Origin of the sequence: Dokdonia sp. (assembly GCF_039945015.1) — a bacterium.
Classification (GTDB): Bacteria; Bacteroidota; Bacteroidia; order Flavobacteriales; family Flavobacteriaceae; genus Dokdonia.
Window position 1 is genome coordinate 177,375 of record NZ_JBDUXP010000004.1, and the last position, 19,677, is coordinate 197,051.

Annotated in this window: 14 protein-coding genes and 1 tRNA gene; 3 read left to right on the forward strand and 12 right to left on the reverse strand. The window is 33.8% G+C overall.

Features of this window, described 5'->3' with window-relative positions; all coding sequences use genetic code 11:
• Positions 1 to 774 (reverse strand): prolyl oligopeptidase family serine peptidase, encoded by a 774-nt coding sequence (locus tag ABJD27_RS03000; RefSeq protein ID WP_348171282.1) that lies wholly within the window; start codon positions 772 to 774, stop codon positions 1 to 3.
• A gap of 264 nt (positions 775 to 1,038) precedes the next feature.
• Between ABJD27_RS03000 and ABJD27_RS03005 the strand changes: the two genes are divergently transcribed.
• Positions 1,039 to 1,113: transfer RNA gene (locus ABJD27_RS03005), tRNA-Pro, on the forward strand.
• A gap of 64 nt (positions 1,114 to 1,177) precedes the next feature.
• Here the strand turns inward: ABJD27_RS03005 and ABJD27_RS03010 are convergent.
• From ABJD27_RS03010 to ABJD27_RS03030, 5 genes are all read right to left on the reverse strand, one after another.
• The gene (locus tag ABJD27_RS03010) at positions 1,178 to 2,296 is read right to left on the reverse strand and encodes an MBL fold metallo-hydrolase (RefSeq protein WP_348171279.1); all 1,119 of its coding nucleotides are present in this window, start codon (positions 2,294 to 2,296) and stop codon (positions 1,178 to 1,180) included.
• A 470-nt stretch (positions 2,297 to 2,766) separates the two neighbouring features.
• Entirely contained in the window at positions 2,767 to 3,216 is a 450-nt protein-coding gene (locus ABJD27_RS03015) for a hypothetical protein (protein ID WP_348171276.1), read from the reverse strand.
• Between the two features lie 191 nt (positions 3,217 to 3,407).
• A complete protein-coding gene (locus tag ABJD27_RS03020; RefSeq protein WP_348171273.1) occupies positions 3,408 to 4,538 on the reverse strand; it encodes a tryptophan 7-halogenase in 1,131 nt (376 codons plus the stop codon).
• A gap of 59 nt (positions 4,539 to 4,597) precedes the next feature.
• On the reverse strand, positions 4,598 to 7,819 hold the full coding sequence (locus ABJD27_RS03025; protein WP_348171271.1) for a LodA/GoxA family CTQ-dependent oxidase: 3,222 nt from the start codon (positions 7,817 to 7,819) through the stop codon (positions 4,598 to 4,600).
• A 408-nt stretch (positions 7,820 to 8,227) separates the two neighbouring features.
• Positions 8,228 to 9,067 (reverse strand): helix-turn-helix domain-containing protein, encoded by an 840-nt coding sequence (locus tag ABJD27_RS03030; RefSeq protein ID WP_348171268.1) that lies wholly within the window; start codon positions 9,065 to 9,067, stop codon positions 8,228 to 8,230.
• Between the two features lie 200 nt (positions 9,068 to 9,267).
• On the opposite strand from ABJD27_RS03030, the gene argS reads away from it, so the two are divergent.
• Positions 9,268 to 11,046, forward strand: coding sequence for an arginine--tRNA ligase (gene argS / locus ABJD27_RS03035; protein ID WP_348171265.1), 1,779 nt, complete (start codon positions 9,268 to 9,270; stop codon positions 11,044 to 11,046).
• A 227-nt stretch (positions 11,047 to 11,273) separates the two neighbouring features.
• Here argS and ABJD27_RS03040 read toward each other — a convergent pair whose 3' ends face one another.
• The 6 genes from ABJD27_RS03040 to ABJD27_RS03065 all read right to left on the reverse strand — a co-directional run bounded on the left by ABJD27_RS03040 (position 11,274) and on the right by ABJD27_RS03065 (position 17,255).
• The gene (locus tag ABJD27_RS03040; RefSeq protein ID WP_348171262.1) at positions 11,274 to 13,508 is read right to left on the reverse strand and encodes a SulP family inorganic anion transporter; all 2,235 of its coding nucleotides are present in this window, start codon (positions 13,506 to 13,508) and stop codon (positions 11,274 to 11,276) included.
• Between the two features lie 522 nt (positions 13,509 to 14,030).
• Positions 14,031 to 14,837, reverse strand: a complete 807-nt coding sequence (locus ABJD27_RS03045) for a hypothetical protein (RefSeq protein WP_348171259.1) — start codon at positions 14,835 to 14,837, stop codon at positions 14,031 to 14,033.
• A gap of 66 nt (positions 14,838 to 14,903) precedes the next feature.
• Positions 14,904 to 15,401: a hypothetical protein gene (locus ABJD27_RS03050; RefSeq protein WP_348171257.1), complete on the reverse strand. Its 498-nt coding sequence runs from the start codon at positions 15,399 to 15,401 to the stop codon at positions 14,904 to 14,906.
• A 22-nt stretch (positions 15,402 to 15,423) separates the two neighbouring features.
• Positions 15,424 to 15,840 (reverse strand): MFS transporter, encoded by a 417-nt coding sequence (locus ABJD27_RS03055; RefSeq protein WP_348171254.1) that lies wholly within the window; start codon positions 15,838 to 15,840, stop codon positions 15,424 to 15,426.
• Between the two features lie 49 nt (positions 15,841 to 15,889).
• Entirely contained in the window at positions 15,890 to 16,375 is a 486-nt protein-coding gene (locus tag ABJD27_RS03060; protein WP_348171251.1) for a hypothetical protein, read from the reverse strand.
• A 160-nt stretch (positions 16,376 to 16,535) separates the two neighbouring features.
• Positions 16,536 to 17,255: an HNH endonuclease signature motif containing protein gene (locus ABJD27_RS03065; RefSeq protein ID WP_348171248.1), complete on the reverse strand. Its 720-nt coding sequence runs from the start codon at positions 17,253 to 17,255 to the stop codon at positions 16,536 to 16,538.
• Positions 17,256 to 17,750: 495 nt separating this feature from the next.
• On the opposite strand from ABJD27_RS03065, the gene typA reads away from it, so the two are divergent.
• Positions 17,751 to 19,547 carry a translational GTPase TypA gene (gene typA, locus ABJD27_RS03070; protein ID WP_348171245.1) on the forward strand — a complete coding sequence of 599 codons (1,797 nt, stop codon included), beginning with the start codon at positions 17,751 to 17,753 and terminating at the stop codon, positions 19,545 to 19,547.
• The last annotated feature ends 130 nt before the right edge of the window (positions 19,548 to 19,677 follow it).

Genomic DNA, 19,677 nt, shown 5'->3' on the forward strand with positions numbered 1-19,677 from the left:
TTATTTTCTTTGATGACTATAGATCCATGAGAGGAATTCTTTTTCTGCAAAAGCACGTCCCCAACTATTATGACCTACATAATCGTATAATGTAAGTTTAGGCTTGGCACCTTCTTTTAAAATCGCTTTATACATTTTCTTAGAGTAAATTGCAGGAACTACTTTGTCTTCAACACCATGAAAAATCCAAGCAGGCGTTTCTTTTGCCCATTTGCTTACCGTTTCTGGATTACCACCTCCGCAAATAGGAGTGGCAGCAGCAAATACGTTTGGTCTTCTTGCAAGAAGCTCAAAAGTACCCATACCACCCATAGACAGACCGCTTAGATACACACGACTTGTGTCTATATAATCTTCTTCTAAATAGGAATCTACCAATGCGATTAAGGCACTCATTGCCCAAGTAGGTTTACTTTGTTTTGGATACTTGAATACATTAGTACCTCTTTTTTCATCTCTACTAAATGTTGTTTGTGCCCAGTAATCATCTTCAGGACATTGCGGAAAAATAACAATAGCGGGATATTTTGAATTTTGCTCTATAAATAGTTTACTACCGTGTACAAGTTGTGCTTCATTATCATCTCCACGTTCTCCTGCGCCGTGTAAGAAAATATGAAGAGGATATTGTTTTGATTCATCAAAATCTACAGGTTTTAAAATCCGATAGGAAAGCGTTTTGTCTTGATGTTCAATGCTCCATTTTCCAAAAGTTGGATTTTGAGCGATGGCTGTAGATGCTATACACATTACAAATAGTAAGAAGAGTCTCATATTAGTATACAATTAATTATGGGTAAGATACTCAAAATATGTAAAATGTATAAAATGCTTTAAGGAGGGTCTATGAAAATTTGGAAAGGTGGTATAAGTCACAACACTACTGATTAAAATTATATTAATTACGCTTTCGCGAAAGCGTATAAAAGCATTCTATACTTTTAAAAAATTAAAAGTATAATTTTGTCTAAAATAGTTGTAGAAATATTGTTTTGTAACTAAAAAATAGTAGTATATTTGCACCCGCAAACACCGATTCGGGGTGTAGCGTAGCCCGGTTATCGCGCCGCGTTTGGGACGCGGAGGTCGCAGGTTCGAATCCTGCCACCCCGACAAAAAAAGCTGAACATATCGTTCAGCTTTTTTTATTTCTACACTTTTAAATGTATTTCTTATTTTAATGATTCTCAAATTGTGATATAAATTCTTTGGCAGTATTTATTGTTGCAGGATCCGTAATATCGCTCTGTTTGTATAGCCATAGATACTGATCATACGCCTGTTTTTTTTGATCCAATTTTTCATACGCCTGTGCAAGCATTTTGCGAAGTCTTATTTCTGTACTCCAGTCTATTTCTGGAACTTTAACAAATGCTTTTTCTATAACGTTAATGACATCACTGTGCTTTTCTAGATTTGATAAAAGAAACGCTTTGTATGAGTATCCTTCTATAGTGTTTGGAGATAGATGGATAACCTCGTCTAGTGCAACTAGAAAGGCATCAGAATCCTTTGATGTAGAAAACTCTTTTGAGGCGTCTTTAATTACTGCTAAGGCGTCATAATAACTTTTTGGCCATTCTTTTACTTTAGTTGATGGTTTAAAGACCAATATTCTTGATGTCTTTCTATCTGATTTAAATTCAAATGTATTTCCGTCTAATCTTGTGACTTCTTTTTTATCTTCAAGCCAACCATCAATAGAGGTCATCCAGTTTGTATGTTTTGATATCTCTGGCAACAAATAATGATTTGGAATGTACACAATGTCTGATGAGAATTTTGCTAAAGATTCGTCTTGAGGGTGTCCTATTACATAATCTATATCACTAAGTTGTTTTACTTCCTCAGCAGAGAGGATTTGATTGTCTCCCAAATGTGCAATTTTTATAGCATCTACTTCGACAACCCAAATGATATTATAAGACAGTCGTCCTCTCTTTTCCATACCTTCCCATCCTGCATGTTTACTTGCAATACCATAAAACTTTATGTCATTATAAGTATACGTTCCAGCAGTTCTATAAACGGGTGTATTGTCACTAAAAGATTTGCTTCCATCATGGTCAAAATGTGGATGTGTTATTAAAATGAAATCAGTATTAATATCTGTAGGGAATGTATATCCCAACTGACCATAACTATGATATGGATCTATTAAAACGCGAGTTCCGCTAGATGATTCTACAACAAAAGTAGCGTGTGCTATATATTCTATTTTTGCAGTTTGCGCATGCACAGATTGAATCATACTTGTGAAGAGGAACACGGTTAATAATGTGTACAGTTTTTTCATAATCCAATCTAATGTATTAGTTCTTTAATGGTGTAGTAAAGTCTTTATTCTTCTACTCAACGTTTTGAGCAAACTTACCTTCCTAAGTCGGTTTTTCTAAAAAACCTTTCATACTAGATATGCAAACCTTAAAGACTAGCAAGATGTTTTGTCGATATAATCAACGTGTTCTATAAAATATTTGTGGAGTCAAGGTATTATATATAATATTAAAAGAACTTGATATATATCAATAAATAAATGGATTTGGTATGTATATCTTGTTGCCTAGACAGTCATTGAACTTAAGGGTGAAAAATATAAAGCTCAAATGATGATGGTTAGTGCTAATTCTGTCTATACTAATGATTGATATAATTGTATTCGTTTTCATGTGATACGTACATGAAAACGAATACGATTTAAATTAAGAACATAAAAAATATATCAAATACGTTACTAAGTGAATTTAAGGGAATGTGGTTTTGTTTTTATTCTACCCGCGTGTAACTTTCTCCATGAAAACGATTTCCTTCATCGTCTAACTGAATTTGTTGGTATTCTTTCTTTTCGATATGAAGTTCAAAAAGAAAAACCTGAGTAGTATCTACAATTTTCATCATAGGACCAGAAGCATATTCTAAACGCTCTTCTAACATCCCATTTTTTATACTATAGGTTCCGTATCCAAACCATTCATTTGAATCTGAAGGATCATTACGTGTCCACATAACCTTTCCTTTACTATAGATCTTTACTTGCCTATACCCGTTTTCATTTTCCATGGTTTCAGATACAACACCATCTTCATACATCTGTTGATTTTGGAGTTCCCAAACCCCTTCTAAGGATATTTTTTCATCTACTGTAATTCTTCCATCACCCGATACGAGTGTAGCAACCATCAAATAACAACTAAAAATTAATAAAGTTTTCATCATTTTTGGAATTTTAGTGTGAGTGTGAGATTGATATTAAATCAATAATATTTTGTATTATAAGATACAAAAAAATGAAGAGAATATTCCTTTCTTGAAGGATAAACCTTAAATCATTCTGATGAAATTTTGATAGAGGTTGGTGTTGTCTTTTGTTCTAACCAAGAATGACGTTTCCTAAATGGATGTTCCTTTTATGATTTTCTTACCTGTCTTCTTTTCCAAAATGGATGTTCTATCCATCGCATTTCTGCTTTGTAAAATAGATTTTTATGATATAAGTATTGATCCCATATACTGTTGATTTGTTGTGTATAGGTTTCTTGAAATTGGGCTTCTTTTACAGGTGTATGATTATAAATGATGTCTGATGTTGTGAGTAGTTTTTTTAATTGTTGAGCACTTGCCATAGCATTAAACATTCCTTGTGATGAAAGCGGATCAAAACTAATTGCAGCATCTCCTAGTGCTACCCATTGTTGTCCAATGACTTGCTCTAACCGTGTCGAATTTGCAGCTACAGTACCTTGAAAGGTAATTTCATCTATATTTTTTTCTAAAATTTGATTGATTTGTTTATTCTTTTTTGAGAGTTGAATAAATGCATGAAGATCTTTAATAGCACTTCTATCAATCAAATCTGAATCTGTTTGAAAAGCGAGGATTCGTTTATTATTAGGAACAACAGCACTATACCACCAACCATTCTCTGTCGCAGAAATGGTACTCATTTTATTTTCCTCTTTATTGGGAAGTGTTGCCCAACAAGCTATGAGTTTGTCAATATGTAAACGTTTAATGCCAAGGCTTTTTGCAAAATGTGATTGCCTGCCTGTAGCATCAATTACAAAACTAGCCTTTATACACTGTTCTTTGTGATCATCAGATGTAGTAATTACATTCCATTTATTAGCTTCAAAAGCACTTCTATACAACTTTGCAGGCCAAATACATTGCACCCCTCTTTTAATAGCAGAAGCTCTAAGATAAGTTTCAAACGCTTTTCGATTTAAACTCTTACTTAGCCCATCTGGATTGCGTAAATGATCTACGATATGTACCTGTTCACTTCCCCAATATGATTGCATCCCTAGGTTTTGTACATAGAGTTCTTCTTTCTCAAAGAGCTGCATTCCTTCTAATAGATCTAGTTGTTTTAAAATTCGTTGTGCAGCTGGTGCTAAGGATTCTCCGATACGTTCTTTAGGCTCACTTAATTTGTCAATTAAGATGACATTATAATGATTTACCAATGAGATGGCGGCAATGCAACCCGCAATACCGCCACCTATGATAAGTATATCTGTTTCTTTATGTGTTGTCAATATGTATTTATACTATTTCTATTATATACGCTTTCGCGAAAGCGTATACGTATTAATTTCTATTTTGGTATATATCTCTGGAAACGAACCATTTTCTCTGGGACCCCAACTGACTTTGTTGATGTTTTTTGATGTTGTGTTAATGTCGTTTTTGTGGATTCATGAGTCATAGAAGCGAGTAAATTTAATAGCTTCTGAACACTAGCTGTGATTTTATAATCATCTGTCAATTCATGAGAAATCAAAGAGAGTAATTGACCTTTTGCCCCTTCCATCAAGAATTGCTCATTTAGTAATTTCTTATGAGATAGATGTTTTACAGTAGTATCTAATAAGTCTTTTTCTCTACGTCCTATACTTTTTTTGCTGCTTAAAACTCGTTTTATGTCTTTCATCGTTTCAGACAATAATGCAGCTTGTTGTTTTTCATCAGGGACGACAGCTACTTGCATTTCTGGCGGGAAATTTGGATCATTAATTACGCCAGGTTTTGCTTGAACAATAGCTAATTTATCAAAATACTTGACCATCTTATTAATCTGATTTGTCTGAGTAGGAGCTTCTCCATCCATAGGTAAATCATCTAACCAGAAGTAACGATAGGCAAAAGCTTCTCTTCGTGTCTCATCTGGTAATTTTGGGTCAATAGTTTCTTTATAACGCTCTTCACTTAAAATGTTATTAGGAACTCTAGCTGGCCAGAATGTTGGTAGATATGGATCATATGATGTTGTATATCCATCTCTACAGCTTGCTGTATCTGTTTGCCAAGGAATTGCCATCCAACGTGTAATCCCTCCAGGAACTTGTCCACCTAATAAAGGACCTGCTGGCATTGTAATAACATCACTATTCATGGTCGATCCATAATAGTTCATATCTGTTTTTGGTGTTTTTGGTGCATGTTTTAATCTAAATGGAGCTGAGTACATTCCAGAAGTACGCATAGGCCAAGTCATCTCACACCCAGGGTGGAATGCATCTGCTAAACAGAAATCCATAGCCGCTTTTGTAAGCATATCTGGTTGTTCGTGAATAGGTAATTCATCAATAGAGACAGATTTTGAAGCATATGGACATCCTGTCATGTCAACAAAATCGGCATCAAAATCACCTTCTACCCATTGATCTAAAAAACTCAATTGTAAATCAGATAGGGTGGAGTGTTGGCGTACAGAACCATTTGTAGGAATTGCAACAGCATCCCCATACATCCAAGGCCATAATTGAGGCGCTTCTGCACCAGAAATATCATAGCGACGGAAATTATTAGAAATCGTACGACGCATTTCATAATTGGCAGAAGATGGATCTCCAAGTTTCTTTACCCATTGAGCACTTGTATAATCAAACTGACCACCCCAACCAAAGGCAGCTGCAAACCCTGCATTTACCCACTGTAAGTTGGTCATACGTTCAAAAATAGGTAAGATGTCTTTTTTAAACGAAGGTCTTGCTGGGCGTTCTAGCATACCCGATTGTACTGCGACATCTCGCATTAAATCCCACATAGTACGTACCGATTTTTGCATAGGAGCATAATCTGGCGGTGCACATACAACCCAGGCTGGATCTACATTTAATGCAACTCCTTCATACTCTACGTCGGCTGTTATTGGCCCGTCAGAAGTGTCATCATACCATCCTTCATTGTTTGCAAAAGTAACAGCAATATCCCCGAGAACATTTTCTGACTTTCCATGTCCGCCTAACATAATGAGACGCCCTTTTTCATCTGTATGCATTTCTCCAAGGTATACTTTCTTTGATTGAAATTTTCCTTCAAAAGTGTGCCCTTTTGTGACATTTGGTTTTGAAATACTTTGCGAACCTCCATCAATTAATAAGGTGCTTCTATCTTTTACATCAATATTACGTAAAAGCGATGGTGGTATGTTTGGATCACTAGCATCAGGAATATCTAATGCAATTTGGAATTGATACCAAGATGCTTTTTGATTGGCCAAACTAGCATGCCAGGTAATTTTTGAGTTTTCACTAGTTAACTCTTTGATTGCTTTTCCTGCAGCATTAAAGCCATAGATTCTAAATTGAGCAGCTTGACGCTTTAATGCTCCTGTTTTATCACGATATGCATATTGATCAGACTGGACTTCTGGTTCATCAACTAATGGTCCTGGAAAGTATTCATCTTCACTATTTCCTACACGCATAACTCCTATAGGAGGATAAATACCAGCTCTTACAATACAATCACTGTCTTCGTCTGTATTTCCTTTAAAGAAGGGACACATTTCTTTTGGTTCTTGTTGTTGCTGTCCATTTGCTTGATGACGTGCTTCTGCACTAGCGGCATATACAGTTTTTCTAACTTCTGCTATAGAACCTAATGGCTCATGAGCTGCTAGCGTTCTCCAAATATTAAAAGATAAATTAGAACCAAATTCTGCTTGACCGATAGCTGTGATATCTTGTTGTGGGATATATAATTCGGCAATGCATATATATGGACTCTTTTTAGTACTCCATACTACTTGTGCATCATCCAGAGGCATTGTTTTGTCATCGGTTCTTAACTGAATTTCAAATCTAAATTTTGCATCCCCATTACGAAGACGTTTTTCTAGATCTAATTTTAGGTAATTGGCATCATCAAATGGAGCTCCTCTATAGGTTTCGTCTGGAACTAAGCGATATTTAACAATATTTGATTTACCTAATTTAAATGGTAAGATTGCCCAATAACCAGCACTTAAGCAACTGGCTTCTTCTTTTGCCATTGCTTTTAGAATTCTTCCTAATTCTGGATGCTTATCTATATAAGAATCGTAGTCTTGATCTATAGCACCCGCTGTTGTAAAGGCACACATTTGTTGAGCATCCTTTGCAAAAAAGCGATCTATGCTCTGAAAAATGAAATCAGCCGTGTCACCTTGACCAAATAAATTTCTTCCTTTTACCCCAAAGAGTTTTAAGCCAACACCTATAGTGGAATGTAAGTCTGGTGAAGTTGGAGACGTATCACTTGAGAAACGCATGGCACATTCATAAGAATCACCTGCAAATATACCTACCTTGAATTCTTTAGGAATGTCTTTTTTAATAACAAAATTACCATATGCAATTCCGTGTTGTTTTCTAAAAACAGCTCTTTCTGCAGGTTTTTGACCGTTTTCAATTCTTGTTTTTTGTCCCATTTCTACAAACATCTCTTTAAGACGTTGTGTTACAACTTTTGTAGATCCGTTACTATCCCAACATTTTATGTCATTTGCTGTTGGTTTATCTATGTTTTGTTTTGTGGAGGATTTTTTGCTCATGGTTATATAAGTGGTTAAAGATTTGGTTTTAAAAACGTTATAAATTTCAAAGAATCCAACTCAGTAACTACAGGTAAAAAGCATTGTTTTTAGAAACAGGTATAATTACGGGGTATCAATTAATTAGAATTGATTTGTATATCACTAAAACAAAAGAGCCTAAAACCATATGATTTTAAGCTCTTTATTATTTATGACTATATAGAAAACCCTCCTTTTCTATACTACATAGTATCTAGTCATAAAACCAAAATTATTTGAAAAAATCATTATATGTATTAGTATAGTTGTTTTGTAAAGGGGAGTGTAAATATGATATATTTACTAAAGCCATTACATATAAGTTGTTCCTTATAAATGATATATTATTCCTTTACTTTGATGTCACTATTTTAAAAAAGACATTCTTTATGAAACATGCTCTTTTTTAAAATTTGAAGGACTACTTCCTGTATGTTTTTTAAAAAATTTAGAAAAATGCCCTGCTTCTTTATACCCTAGTTCGATAGCGATCTCTTCAGAAGTTTTATGAGAGTATCGTAGGAGGCGTTTTGCTTCAAGAAGAATGCGTTCATTTATAACCATTAATGGCGTTTTATGACTGTATTTATGAAAAAGATTTGCAACTGTTTTTGGAGATTTAAATAGTAAACCTGCATACTCGGCTACTTTATGCTTTTCACGAAAATGTTTTTCCACAAGAATATTATACTTCCTAATTTCATCAAGTTGTGATGTAGGAATGGTAGGTTGTGGAAGTTCTCTCTTGATCATCCGACTGGATTTGATAAGCAATCGCTTAAGCAATGAGCGTAGCATCTCTCCTTGTATATGATCTCTTGTCTCAAACTCTTCCTTAAAGAAGAAAAATAGCATATCAAAACTTTGTTTTTCTTTTTGAGCTAGTGTAATGATAGGAGGGTGGGAAGAACCATAAAATAAGAATCCGTTACAAGAAACTTCATGATCATGGTCATTTATACAGTAGAATTCTCTATTGAAAACGATAGAAACCAAACCTTCAATACCAGCAGGTATTTCAAGAATGTTTAAAGGAGTACAAAAGATAACTTGATTTTTTTGTAATACAATATCATATCCATCTATGGTAATCTGTACAGCATCTGATTGACACCATATAATCTTGTAAAGATTAGGTTGTTTTAAGATTTCTTGAGAAGGATAACATTTAAAATCTGCAAAGATAAAAACGCTTTCATCTTTTGTACCTATATAATCTAATCTCATATTTAGAATTCTTTTTAAGTGTAAAAGAGCTAGACGTTAGTCGTAAAAAAATGGAATTACTAAATGATATTTTATTATTTATGTGTAGTTACAGTTTTCAAGATGAAGTTTCTTAGTGTAATTTCATTTTTGCGCTATCTTTGCAGATTCATAATGCCCGTGTAAACGGGCATCTTACATATATTAAAATAGAAGACACTATGTCCTTACAGAATACCATTACAACACACGTAAAAGAAGCTATTCAAAAATTATATCAAGCAGACTTGTCTGTAGTAGAGTTCCAAGCAACCCGCAAAGAATTTGAAGGTGATATTACAGTAGTGGTTTTTCCTATGTTGCGCGTTGTAAAAGGTAATCCAGTACAGATAGGTACTCAAATAGGAGAATATCTAGTGGCTCATGTTTCTGAAGTGAGCGCATTTAATGTGGTTAAAGGGTTTTTAAACCTTGTCATTGCTGATGTACATTACCTAGATTTTTTTAAAGAGATTTTAGGAGATGAAACTTTTGGTTTTAAAGCACCAGAAGGAAAAGCTGTGATGTTAGAATATTCTTCACCTAATACCAATAAACCGTTACATCTTGGACATATCCGTAATAATTTATTAGGGTACGCTGTCGCGAAAATTATCCAAGCTTCTGGAAAAAATGTATACAAAACACAGATCATTAATGATCGTGGAATTCATATTTGTAAGTCTATGCTTGCTTGGCAACGTTATGGAAATGAAGAAACTCCCGAAAGTACAGGACTTAAAGGAGATAAACTTGTTGGAAATTACTATGTAAGATTTGATCAAGAATATAAGACAGAAATAAAAAACCTTGTAGCTACTGGTAAAACGGAGGAAGAAGCAAAGAAAGAAGCACCTATATTAATAGAAGCTCAGAATATGCTTCTTAAGTGGGAAGCAGGAGATGAGGAAGTAGTTTCTCTTTGGAAGAAAATGAATGGCTGGGTATATGAAGGGTTTGATGTTACCTATAAAAACTTAGGAGTAAATTTTGATAGCTTATACTATGAAAGTAATACCTATTTATTAGGGAAAGATAACATCGTAGAAGGATTAGAAAAAGGAGTTTTTTATAAAAAAGAAGATGGATCTGTTTGGTGTGACCTTACAGAAGATGGGCTTGATGAGAAAATTATACTTCGTTCTGATGGGACAGCAGTGTATATGACGCAAGATATAGGGACTGCCATCCAGCGTATAAAAGACAACCCAGATGTAGGAGGGATGATTTATACTGTAGGAAATGAGCAAGATTATCATTTTAAGGTATTGTTTTTAATCCTTAAGAAATTAGGATATGACTGGGCAGAAAACCTATTCCATTTAAGTTATGGAATGGTAGATCTTCCTTCTGGAAAAATGAAATCTCGTGAAGGAACCGTTGTAGATGCCGATGATCTTATTTCGGAAATGGCAACAACAGCCGAAACTCTTTCTAAAGAACTAGGAAAATTAGAAGGGTATTCTGAAGAAGAAAAACAAAAACTCTATAAGGTTATAGGATTAGGAGCGCTTAAGTATTATATCCTAAAAGTAGATCCTCAGAAACGTATTCTTTTTAACCCAGAAGAATCTGTAGAATTCCAAGGAAATACAGGACCTTTTATCCAATATACGTATGCTCGTATTCAATCTATATTGCGTAAAGCAAAAGGACTAGAAGTAGATACAACTACTGTTTCTATGTCAGAATTGCACCCTAAAGAGAAGGAACTTTTAAAATTGCTTCAAGAATATCCTGGAACCATACAACTTGCAGCTCAAAATCATAGCCCAGCATTGATTGCTAATTATACTTATGATCTTGCTAAAGGGTTTAATTCGTTCTTCCAAAATGTTACTATTTTAGGAACTGATAATAAAGAAGAAAAATCATTCCGTGTGGCATTGAGTGGTAAAGTAGCTCAAGTGATTAAAAGCGCCTTTGGACTCTTGGGAATAGATGTCCCTGAAAGAATGTAATGTTGTTGTATACGCCATACCTACGGCAGGCAGGCTTTTCGCGAAAGCGTATCAAACAGTAATTGTAGTAAAAAAAACAGAAGTTTTTTGTTGATAAGGCATCAGTTTCAAACTAGCATTAGTGAGGGATAGAAGGCGTAATCAATTCTTCTTATTTATACTGTCATTGTTTCCATTTCCGTACATTTTTCTTAAGAAGGTTTTATATTAGCTTCTCTTAATCTCTATTATGATGTTGTTTTTGCATCTAAAAGTGTAGCCAATTTTTTGCCATAATCTATAAATGCAATAGTTTCATCTGTTCGAGCCAATTTAATTTTATTAAAAACGATGAGTGATTCGCCATTACTTTCTAAATGATAAATCTGATGATTTTCGAAAAAGCGAATGATCTCACCTGTAAAAAATGATCGAATCTCAGCTTCATTATTACCCATAAGCAGGAACTTTTTAGAAAAACCTGGATACATATCAAAATCAATGTCTTTATAGCCAGTAAATGCTATCACTCGGTCAAATATTTTATCTATTACACCTTCTTTTTCCATCGTAAAAACAGGTATTCTTTTATTTAATTTTAGAACCATTAGTGTTGTATTAAATGTCTCAGCTGTAAAAGCTTGGCCTTCATTAAATGTTACATCCGCAATTTCCCAAGACGCATCCAAGCCTTCATATGTTCCTTTGAGACAATTGTATTTGCGTTCAATAGGTCTAATTTCAAAAAAGTGGAACTTCTTTAGATAAATCGTATTCCAATCCACTTGACTTGTGTATTGATAATCTTTCTCAGTAGCTAAATTTCGTAATCGTTTTTGTCGTTGCGATAATTTTTTGGTAGGACCAGTCAAACTAATTTTTAAAGCTCTATTATATGTAGATGATGACACATGTGAATCCAATCCTGTTATAAAGACCTTACCACCTGTAGCTCTTTGTGTCTTTAAGTATTCCACCAGATAATCCATATAGGTCATACCTACTAATCTTGTTTCTGATAAATCAATATTGACATCTGCTCCAGAAGGAATTTGAGCTACTAATTTGTCAACTTTTATAATCCCTAGAAAATTTGCAATCCCTCTAATCTTTACATCGAAAGAGCCATCTGGTCGCTTCATCAACTTTGTACGGGACTTATACACCATTTTAAAAAATTGAGGGATGGATAGCTTCGCCAATAACATATGCATCACCAGTGCCAGTAATAATCCACCCAATAAACCAATTAATAAATTAGTATAGAGGGTTAAAACCATTGTTGCAATAAAGAATATGAGTTGCTCGGTTCCTTGATTATATGCTTGTTTGAATACCGATGGTGAGGCCAATTTAAACCCAGTATAAACGAGTAAAATAGCAAAAGCGCATAGTGGTACTTGTCTCATGATGGGGCTCAATACCACAATAAAAAGGAGTAATAAAAGCCCTTGATACATATTGGACCATTTTGTTTTGGCGCCATTATGAATATTTACCGTACTTCTAATAATCACAGCAATGATTGGCAAACCTCCAATGAAACCAGCTGCCATTGTACTCAATCCAATACCAGTTAAATCCTTATTCAAATTTGTCTTTCGTTTATAAGGATCAATTTTGTCAACGGCTTTTGCAATGGCTAGGGATTCAATACTTGTGATAATCAAAATAGAAAATACGGTGGTCCAGAATTCAATGGTGTTTATTTTACTAAAGTTAGGATGCATAATAGAATCCGTAATCGTATCGGGAATGTCCAGCAATAGTTGAGGTCCTACTTCATATGCTTTTCCAAAGAATGAAAGTGTATGTTCATCAAAGAAATTGAAAAGATATACAAATGGAATAGAAAGTGCTATGACCCACATAGGAGCAGGCAACAAATGGAAAAACCGGTTACTAATTTTAGAATAAAACAGTAATAAGAGTAATCCTGACAAGGCAATAATCACTACAAAAGGATTGGCTTGAGGTAAGTATACAACAGCATCGATAAGGTTTTGTATAATGTTAGGGCTATCAGAATGTGTGCCCATAGCCACATGGATTTGTTTTGCAAATATGATAATTCCGATGGCAGCTAAAATACCATGAATCACAGAAGAATGGAAGATATCTGCCAGTCGCCCTAATTTCAATATCCCCAATAACATTTGTAGGGCACCAGAAACCACTACGGCTGCCAATACATAATTAAAGGCTTGACCTGAGCCATCATCCATTAATGTAATACCCAAAAGTATGACTCCAATGACTCCTTTGGCAGGTCCATTGACTGATATATGACCACCTCGATAAAGAGTGGTAACCACACCACCAATAATCGCTGAAAAGATACCAGACATGGCAGGAGCTCCTGCTGCTAAAGCAATACCTAGTGAAAGGGGTAATGCAATAAGTGCGACACTTACGGCTGCGATTAAATCACTTTGCCAATTTTCAATTAATCCCTTAATCCCTTTCTTTGGTATGTTTTCCATAGTGTGTAGCTATTCGATGGTTTAAATAGTAACCTAAATTAACTAAAATAGTAAATATTTAGAATTTTTAAAGATGAGTTGGAAGAGTTATTAATGGAATTGGAAAAATAAAAGGGTCTTTTTCTGGTAAATTTTATTGGTGATTGTGGTTTATATGATTTAACGCTTCGCTCTCCCCGTGGTCGTGAATCTCACAAGTTAGATTTCAAGGAACGTAGTGACGCAGAAGTTTATACTGAGTGTCACACTGAGCTTGTTGAAGTGCCTAGTCGAAGTACGAAAAGGTATGTACAAGTGATTATATTAGGAAATAGATAGTTTTAATCGCTTATAATATTACCAGTTTCAAACTGGCGGGAGTTTAGGTATAAAGCTTTACTCAGTACGACACTCGTCACAGACGAGCGCTAGCGGGGAAATATTTTCCTCAAAGGAGAAATCAAATTTTCGTTCAAATCATTTTATTTGATGCATAGTAGTTTCTTTAATAGCCAATAACGTTGTTAGTTTTCGTTTATAATTTCAAATATTAGAATCAATGTATATATTCCAAATTCCATTAGATTCCTTTTTCCAAACAAGAATATATTTTCCATTATAGCTTCCGCTACATTGTCCAATTTCATATACTAAGTTTGCGTTTACAACTTCCAATGTTAAGGGTTGAAGGTTTAGACTGTAATTGGCATTATTCATGTAAGCGTATTCTTTAATCACATTTTCTACTCCTTTTATTATTGGTTTGTGATTAAAGTAAATCGTATTGGAGCTATAGAGTTCTTGGACTAGTTTTTCAGCGTTATTCTCATTACAAAGTTCCATCCATAATTTTCTTCTTTTTGTTATATCGCTAGTGCCTACTTTTTTTGATTCAGAACTAATCTCCTCCGTAAATTCAAATTCTCGAATAACTTTTTGATCTTCAAATCTCCAAATAAGAAGTTGCATATATTCTTTCAGGTCTTCAGTTTTATATCTGATTAATTCATACGTAATGCGTCTGTTTTTGTTTGCTTCGACATTAAATAATGATTCAACTGAAATGATTTTTGTTTTTTGAATTCCGTAATATGCAGCTATGCTTTTTGAACTATTGAGTATGCTATCACTAGGAATAACTTTAATGGCATTGGATGCATACATCTTTTCAATATTCGGAATGCTGTTATCATTAATCGCATTGACCCAATCCGTAATATAACTGGATGTCTTTTGAGACTGGATTATTTCCATCTCAGAGTTAGTTACGGTTCCATTTTTATCAGAATGCTGCTTACACCCAACAATGTTTAAGATTAAATAGAATAGAATTACAATCTTTAAATTCATTTTTTTGGTTTTTGTAAATGAAGACTACGGAGTTTGTATATGAAAAGTTGCAGTTTTGTTTATGCTTTAATCTGAAACACTTAATCTTAAATGATAGATTCCATCTTCGCATTCAAATAAGAATTCATCATAATCTGAAGCATAATATGTTTTAAGATAGTCATATTCAATTTCATATATATTCATTGGATTTAATGTCTGTAATAAGAAATCTACAAATTCTTCAATCCATTCTTTTTTCCAAGGATTTACATATAAAGAAAAATGATCACCAACATCAGATAAATGATATTCATCTTTATTTTGATACGCATAAAACCATTTATCATGGAATAACTTGAAAAAAATATTGAAAGCATTTTTCGTTTCTATTCTTTTTAGTTCATAAGAATCACTTATGTGCTGTGTTCTTTTTGCAATAGAATCTTTAATGTTTTCGTTTTTCGGACATTTTTCTATTTCAAATTCATACCCATGATCCGTTTTGGTATTGAATTGAGCAATAGCTCCTAATTCACCAGTAATTATTCCAAGATTAAATAATCTCTTTTCTCTTTCTGTCAAATTTATATGCTTTTGAGTATTTTTAATTAAGTCTCTTTTTAGCCAAATCTGTTTTTATTCTATCTAGAGTTGGTCTTAGAAAGATTAGATATAGAATGATCAATACTCCAAGAATCATAAAGTCTCGTTTCATAAATAGTATTGCAAAAGCGGCACCTTCAAGTATAGCCCATCTAGTCAAAGATGCTGTTTGATAAAACTGAAAGTTTTCCTCAATGTCTAATGTAGTGTCGATGTTTTTTAATTGAGATTTGAATAGGAAATTACTAAGAAAATAAGCCAAGAATGGGATTAATAGATACACAATATCAGATGAGTCGATGTTTGTAATATCAAAATTAGTTATATCACTTACATTGCCTAAGAATATGTATGCAAGGATGACTCCTGAACACAATGCTAGATGAATGATCTTGATAACTTTAAGTTTTTCTTTCATTATTTTTTAGATTAATTATGTGATTATTCAATGTGTATGTTAACAGTTTTTATTTAATCCGAGCGTTTATTAATTTCTTTAATTCATGGAAGGAATTGGTTTCTTCTCTATCTCGCCATAACCAAATAAGAATCTTACCAGACTGAATGAATTCCATACTTCCATCATTAGGAGAGTTTGCCATGATGTTATCTAAAATTAATGTAGTTGTTTTTTTTGAATCGGTTTCCAGTCCAAAAATTCCAATTTCTGATTGACCCTCATATACAGAAAACAATCCTCTTTTTACCTGCTGCACTAATGTTGAGTCTTGAATGAGTCGTTTCGTAAAGCAATCCAGAAAACCACGATCTGAAGAAATAAAAGGATTTGCTGTTGCTTTGCAAGGCAAGCGGCTGTTATTTGCTACTAATTTTAGCTTACATCCATCAGGAAGTTCTTCTTTAGAGAAGACAAAATTCTCTAATTCCAATTTGGTGTCAATGGGTTCTTGTATAAAGAAAAAGCTTAAGATGATTATTGATAATAGTCTCATAGCTACAGAGTTTTAATTGTTTCTATAATGGTGTTGTATATGGCTAGTTGCGTGGTTAAGCAACTAAGTTATCAAATAAAAAACGAATAGGGAAGTCACAAGGATTTTTGTAAGTAGGCTAGAACCAGCAATTAATTATAAACTTTGTTGGCAGTAGTTTTTATTTAGTTTTTAAAATATTTTTTCTATGATATTCTAAATATGGTTTATGTTCTAGTGCAATTTTAACAATCATATTTTTCTTAATTCCAAAAGAAACGTAATCATCTAAGAATTCAGATATTATTATTTTTCCTTCGTTATCGAAAGAAATTAACCCTAAGTCAAAAACTTTGTCCAAATTAGGTGTAAGTAGAAGTCCATTATAAACATCAAGTTTCTCAAAGTCATTAGATTTTTTCCAAGGTTTTATATGCGATGCAATTAGAAGAGGAACTTCTTTAATTGCAGTTACGGAACAAGATTTCCAATAATCAATTAATTGCTTTCGGTAAAAACCTTGACCAATTCGACTTAGAACATAATTTTTTCTTTCCGTTTCTGTAATTCCTTTTCGATTAGTTGTATTAATTATATCATCAGAAATACTTTCTGATTCGTAATTGTCTTTGAGAAATTCTAGATAAAGATCAAATGCACGACTATACATTCTATTTCCACGAACATTTTTTTCATACAATTCATTATTCGCAAAGTATAATTCTTTTAAATTTTCTGTTTCGCTATAACTGTCAATAGAGAACAAATCAGTACTACTTATATTTTGTTTTTTTAGATGATTTGAAAGCGTAGTTATTGTTTTGGAATATTTTCCAGGATTACCAATTTGAGGTTGTGTTTTTATTAACCAAGAATGAAAGATTCGTTCTTTAATTTTCATATGTTTCTGATGCTCCCGAATTGTTATCAACTATTGTATATAAGCAATATAATCATTTTTAAATGCTAAAAGACAATAGTAGAAGGTTATAAGAATCTTTTATAGGTGTCATCTATACAGATATATCTTATCAAAATTTTCATGCTTCGGCTGAGTACTTAGGCATGTTGAGTATGGCATCTAGTATAAGTTTCGGTGTTGAGTACGCTTTCGCGAAAGCGTAATTATCAATACTTTCAGTAAAAAAATACCATCTGTAATATATGACTTCCAAAGGCTCTAAAACGAGCAAATACTACTAGTTAACATATATATTAAGGGAACTAGCAATCCTACGAAATCGTTATCAAAAGGATATTCCATTACAATACCGTATTTATACATTAAAAAAGAGTACTTTTGCACCGCCAAAAACGAGCTATTATTTGTAGATAGTCAGTTTTGATTAATAAGGCAATTAATTTTAAAAGATACCCGTTTGTTCGGGCATTTGTTATGGATATTAGAAACATCGCAATCATTGCACACGTTGACCACGGTAAAACAACCTTGGTAGACAAGATTATGTATCACTGTGAACTTTTTCGTGAAAACGAATCTAAGGGTGAATTAATCCTTGATAATAATGATCTTGAACGTGAACGTGGGATCACTATTACATCTAAGAATGTATCTGTGATGTATAAGGATACCAAAATTAATATCATCGATACTCCTGGTCACGCCGATTTTGGTGGAGAGGTAGAGCGTGTATTGAATATGGCAGATGGTGTGTGTCTTCTTGTAGATGCGTTTGAAGGTCCTATGCCTCAAACACGTTTTGTATTACAGAAAGCATTAGATTTAGGATTGAAGCCTTGTGTAGTAATAAACAAAGTAGATAAAGAAAATTGTACGCCAGAAGAGGTTCATGAGAAGGTATTTGACCTTATGTTTGAACTTGGTGCAGAAGAGTGGCAGTTAGACTTTCCGACCGTTTACGGTAGTGCGAAGCATAACTGGATGAGTGATGACTGGCAGAATCAAACAGATTCTATCGAACCGTTACTAGAAATGGTGATGGCTAATATTCCAGCTCCAGAAACGAAAGAAGGAAATACACAGATGTTAATTACATCTTTAGATTTCTCTTCATTTACGGGTCGTATTGCGATAGGGCGTTTAAATCGTGGCGAACTTAAAGAAGGAATGCAAGTATCTCTTGTAAAGCGTGATGGAACTATTAAGAAAACACGTATTAAAGAATTACATACGTTTGACGGTTTAGGTCGTAAGAAAGTACAAAGTGTACAAGCAGGTGATATCTGTGCGATTGTAGGACTAGAAGGATTTGAAATTGGAGACACTGTAGCCGATCTTGAAAACCCAGAAGGACTTGCAACGATTGCAATAGATGAGCCTACAATGAGTATGTTATTCTCAATTAATGATTCGCCTTTCTTCGGGAAAGATGGAAAGTTTGTAACCTCTCGTCATATCAAAGATCGTTTGATGAAGGAGTTAGAGAAAAACTTAGCACTTCGTGTAAATGAAACCGATAGTGCAGATAAATTCTTAGTATATGGACGTGGCGTAATGCACTTATCTGTATTGATAGAAACAATGCGTCGTGAAGGATATGAATTACAAATCGGGCAACCGCAAGTAATTATAAAAGAAATAGACGGTGTAAAATGTGAGCCTATAGAAGAGCTTACAATTGACCTTCCAGAGCATGTTTCTGGTAAAGCAGTAGAGTTTGTAACTATGCGTAAAGGAGAGATGCTTTCTATGGAAGCAAAAGGAGAGCGTATGATTATTGAATTTATGATCCCATCACGTGGTATTATAGGATTACGTAACCAATTGCTTACAGCTACCGCTGGAGAAGCAATTATGGCACACCGTTTTAAAGAATATCAACCGTTTAAAGGAGATATTCCTGGACGTATCAGTGGTTCTTTAGTATCTATGGAAAATGGAAGTGCGATTCCTTATTCTATCGATAAGTTACAAGATCGTGGTAAGTTCTTTGTAGCTCCAGGAGAAGATATTTATGAAGGTCAAGTGATTGGAGAAAACAGTCGTCAGGATGATATGAATATCAACATTACAAAAGCAAAAAAGCAAAGTAATGTACGTTCATCTGGTGCAGATGATAAAGCAAAGATTGTTCCTGCTATCAAATTCTCATTAGAAGAAGCATTAGAATATATTCAGAAAGATGAATACGTTGAGGTAACACCTAACTTTTTAAGATTACGTAAAGTATTCTTAAAAGAAGTAGACCGTAAGCGTAATAAGATTGCATAAACTCTAAATAAAGAGTCTTTAAAGCCCTATTCTATATGAATAGGGCTTTTTTTTGCGTTTATATGTAGGAGTCTAAATGACTTCTACAGGAATTATAGTATTTTTGGTACTTAATACGTTACTATAGAGT

Bases quoted from the DNA above. Each gene is read 5' to 3' on its own strand.
- ABJD27_RS03000 (WP_348171282.1), bottom strand. From the start codon at position 774: ATGAGACTCTTCTTACTATTTGTAATGTGTATAGCATCTACAGCCATC.
- ABJD27_RS03010 (WP_348171279.1), bottom strand. From the start codon at position 2,296: ATGAAAAAACTGTACACATTATTAACCGTGTTCCTCTTCACAAGTATG.
- ABJD27_RS03015 (WP_348171276.1), bottom strand. From the start codon at position 3,216: ATGATGAAAACTTTATTAATTTTTAGTTGTTATTTGATGGTTGCTACA.
- ABJD27_RS03025 (WP_348171271.1), bottom strand. From the start codon at position 7,819: ATGAGCAAAAAATCCTCCACAAAACAAAACATAGATAAACCAACAGCA.
- ABJD27_RS03030 (WP_348171268.1), bottom strand. From the start codon at position 9,067: ATGAGATTAGATTATATAGGTACAAAAGATGAAAGCGTTTTTATCTTT.
- argS (WP_348171265.1), top strand. From the start codon at position 9,268: ATGTCCTTACAGAATACCATTACAACACACGTAAAAGAAGCTATTCAA.
- ABJD27_RS03040 (WP_348171262.1), bottom strand. From the start codon at position 13,508: ATGGAAAACATACCAAAGAAAGGGATTAAGGGATTAATTGAAAATTGG.
- ABJD27_RS03045 (WP_348171259.1), bottom strand. From the start codon at position 14,837: ATGAATTTAAAGATTGTAATTCTATTCTATTTAATCTTAAACATTGTT.
- ABJD27_RS03055 (WP_348171254.1), bottom strand. From the start codon at position 15,840: ATGAAAGAAAAACTTAAAGTTATCAAGATCATTCATCTAGCATTGTGT.
- ABJD27_RS03060 (WP_348171251.1), bottom strand. From the start codon at position 16,375: ATGAGACTATTATCAATAATCATCTTAAGCTTTTTCTTTATACAAGAA.
- ABJD27_RS03065 (WP_348171248.1), bottom strand. From the start codon at position 17,255: ATGAAAATTAAAGAACGAATCTTTCATTCTTGGTTAATAAAAACACAA.
- typA (WP_348171245.1), top strand. From the start codon at position 17,751: ATGGATATTAGAAACATCGCAATCATTGCACACGTTGACCACGGTAAA.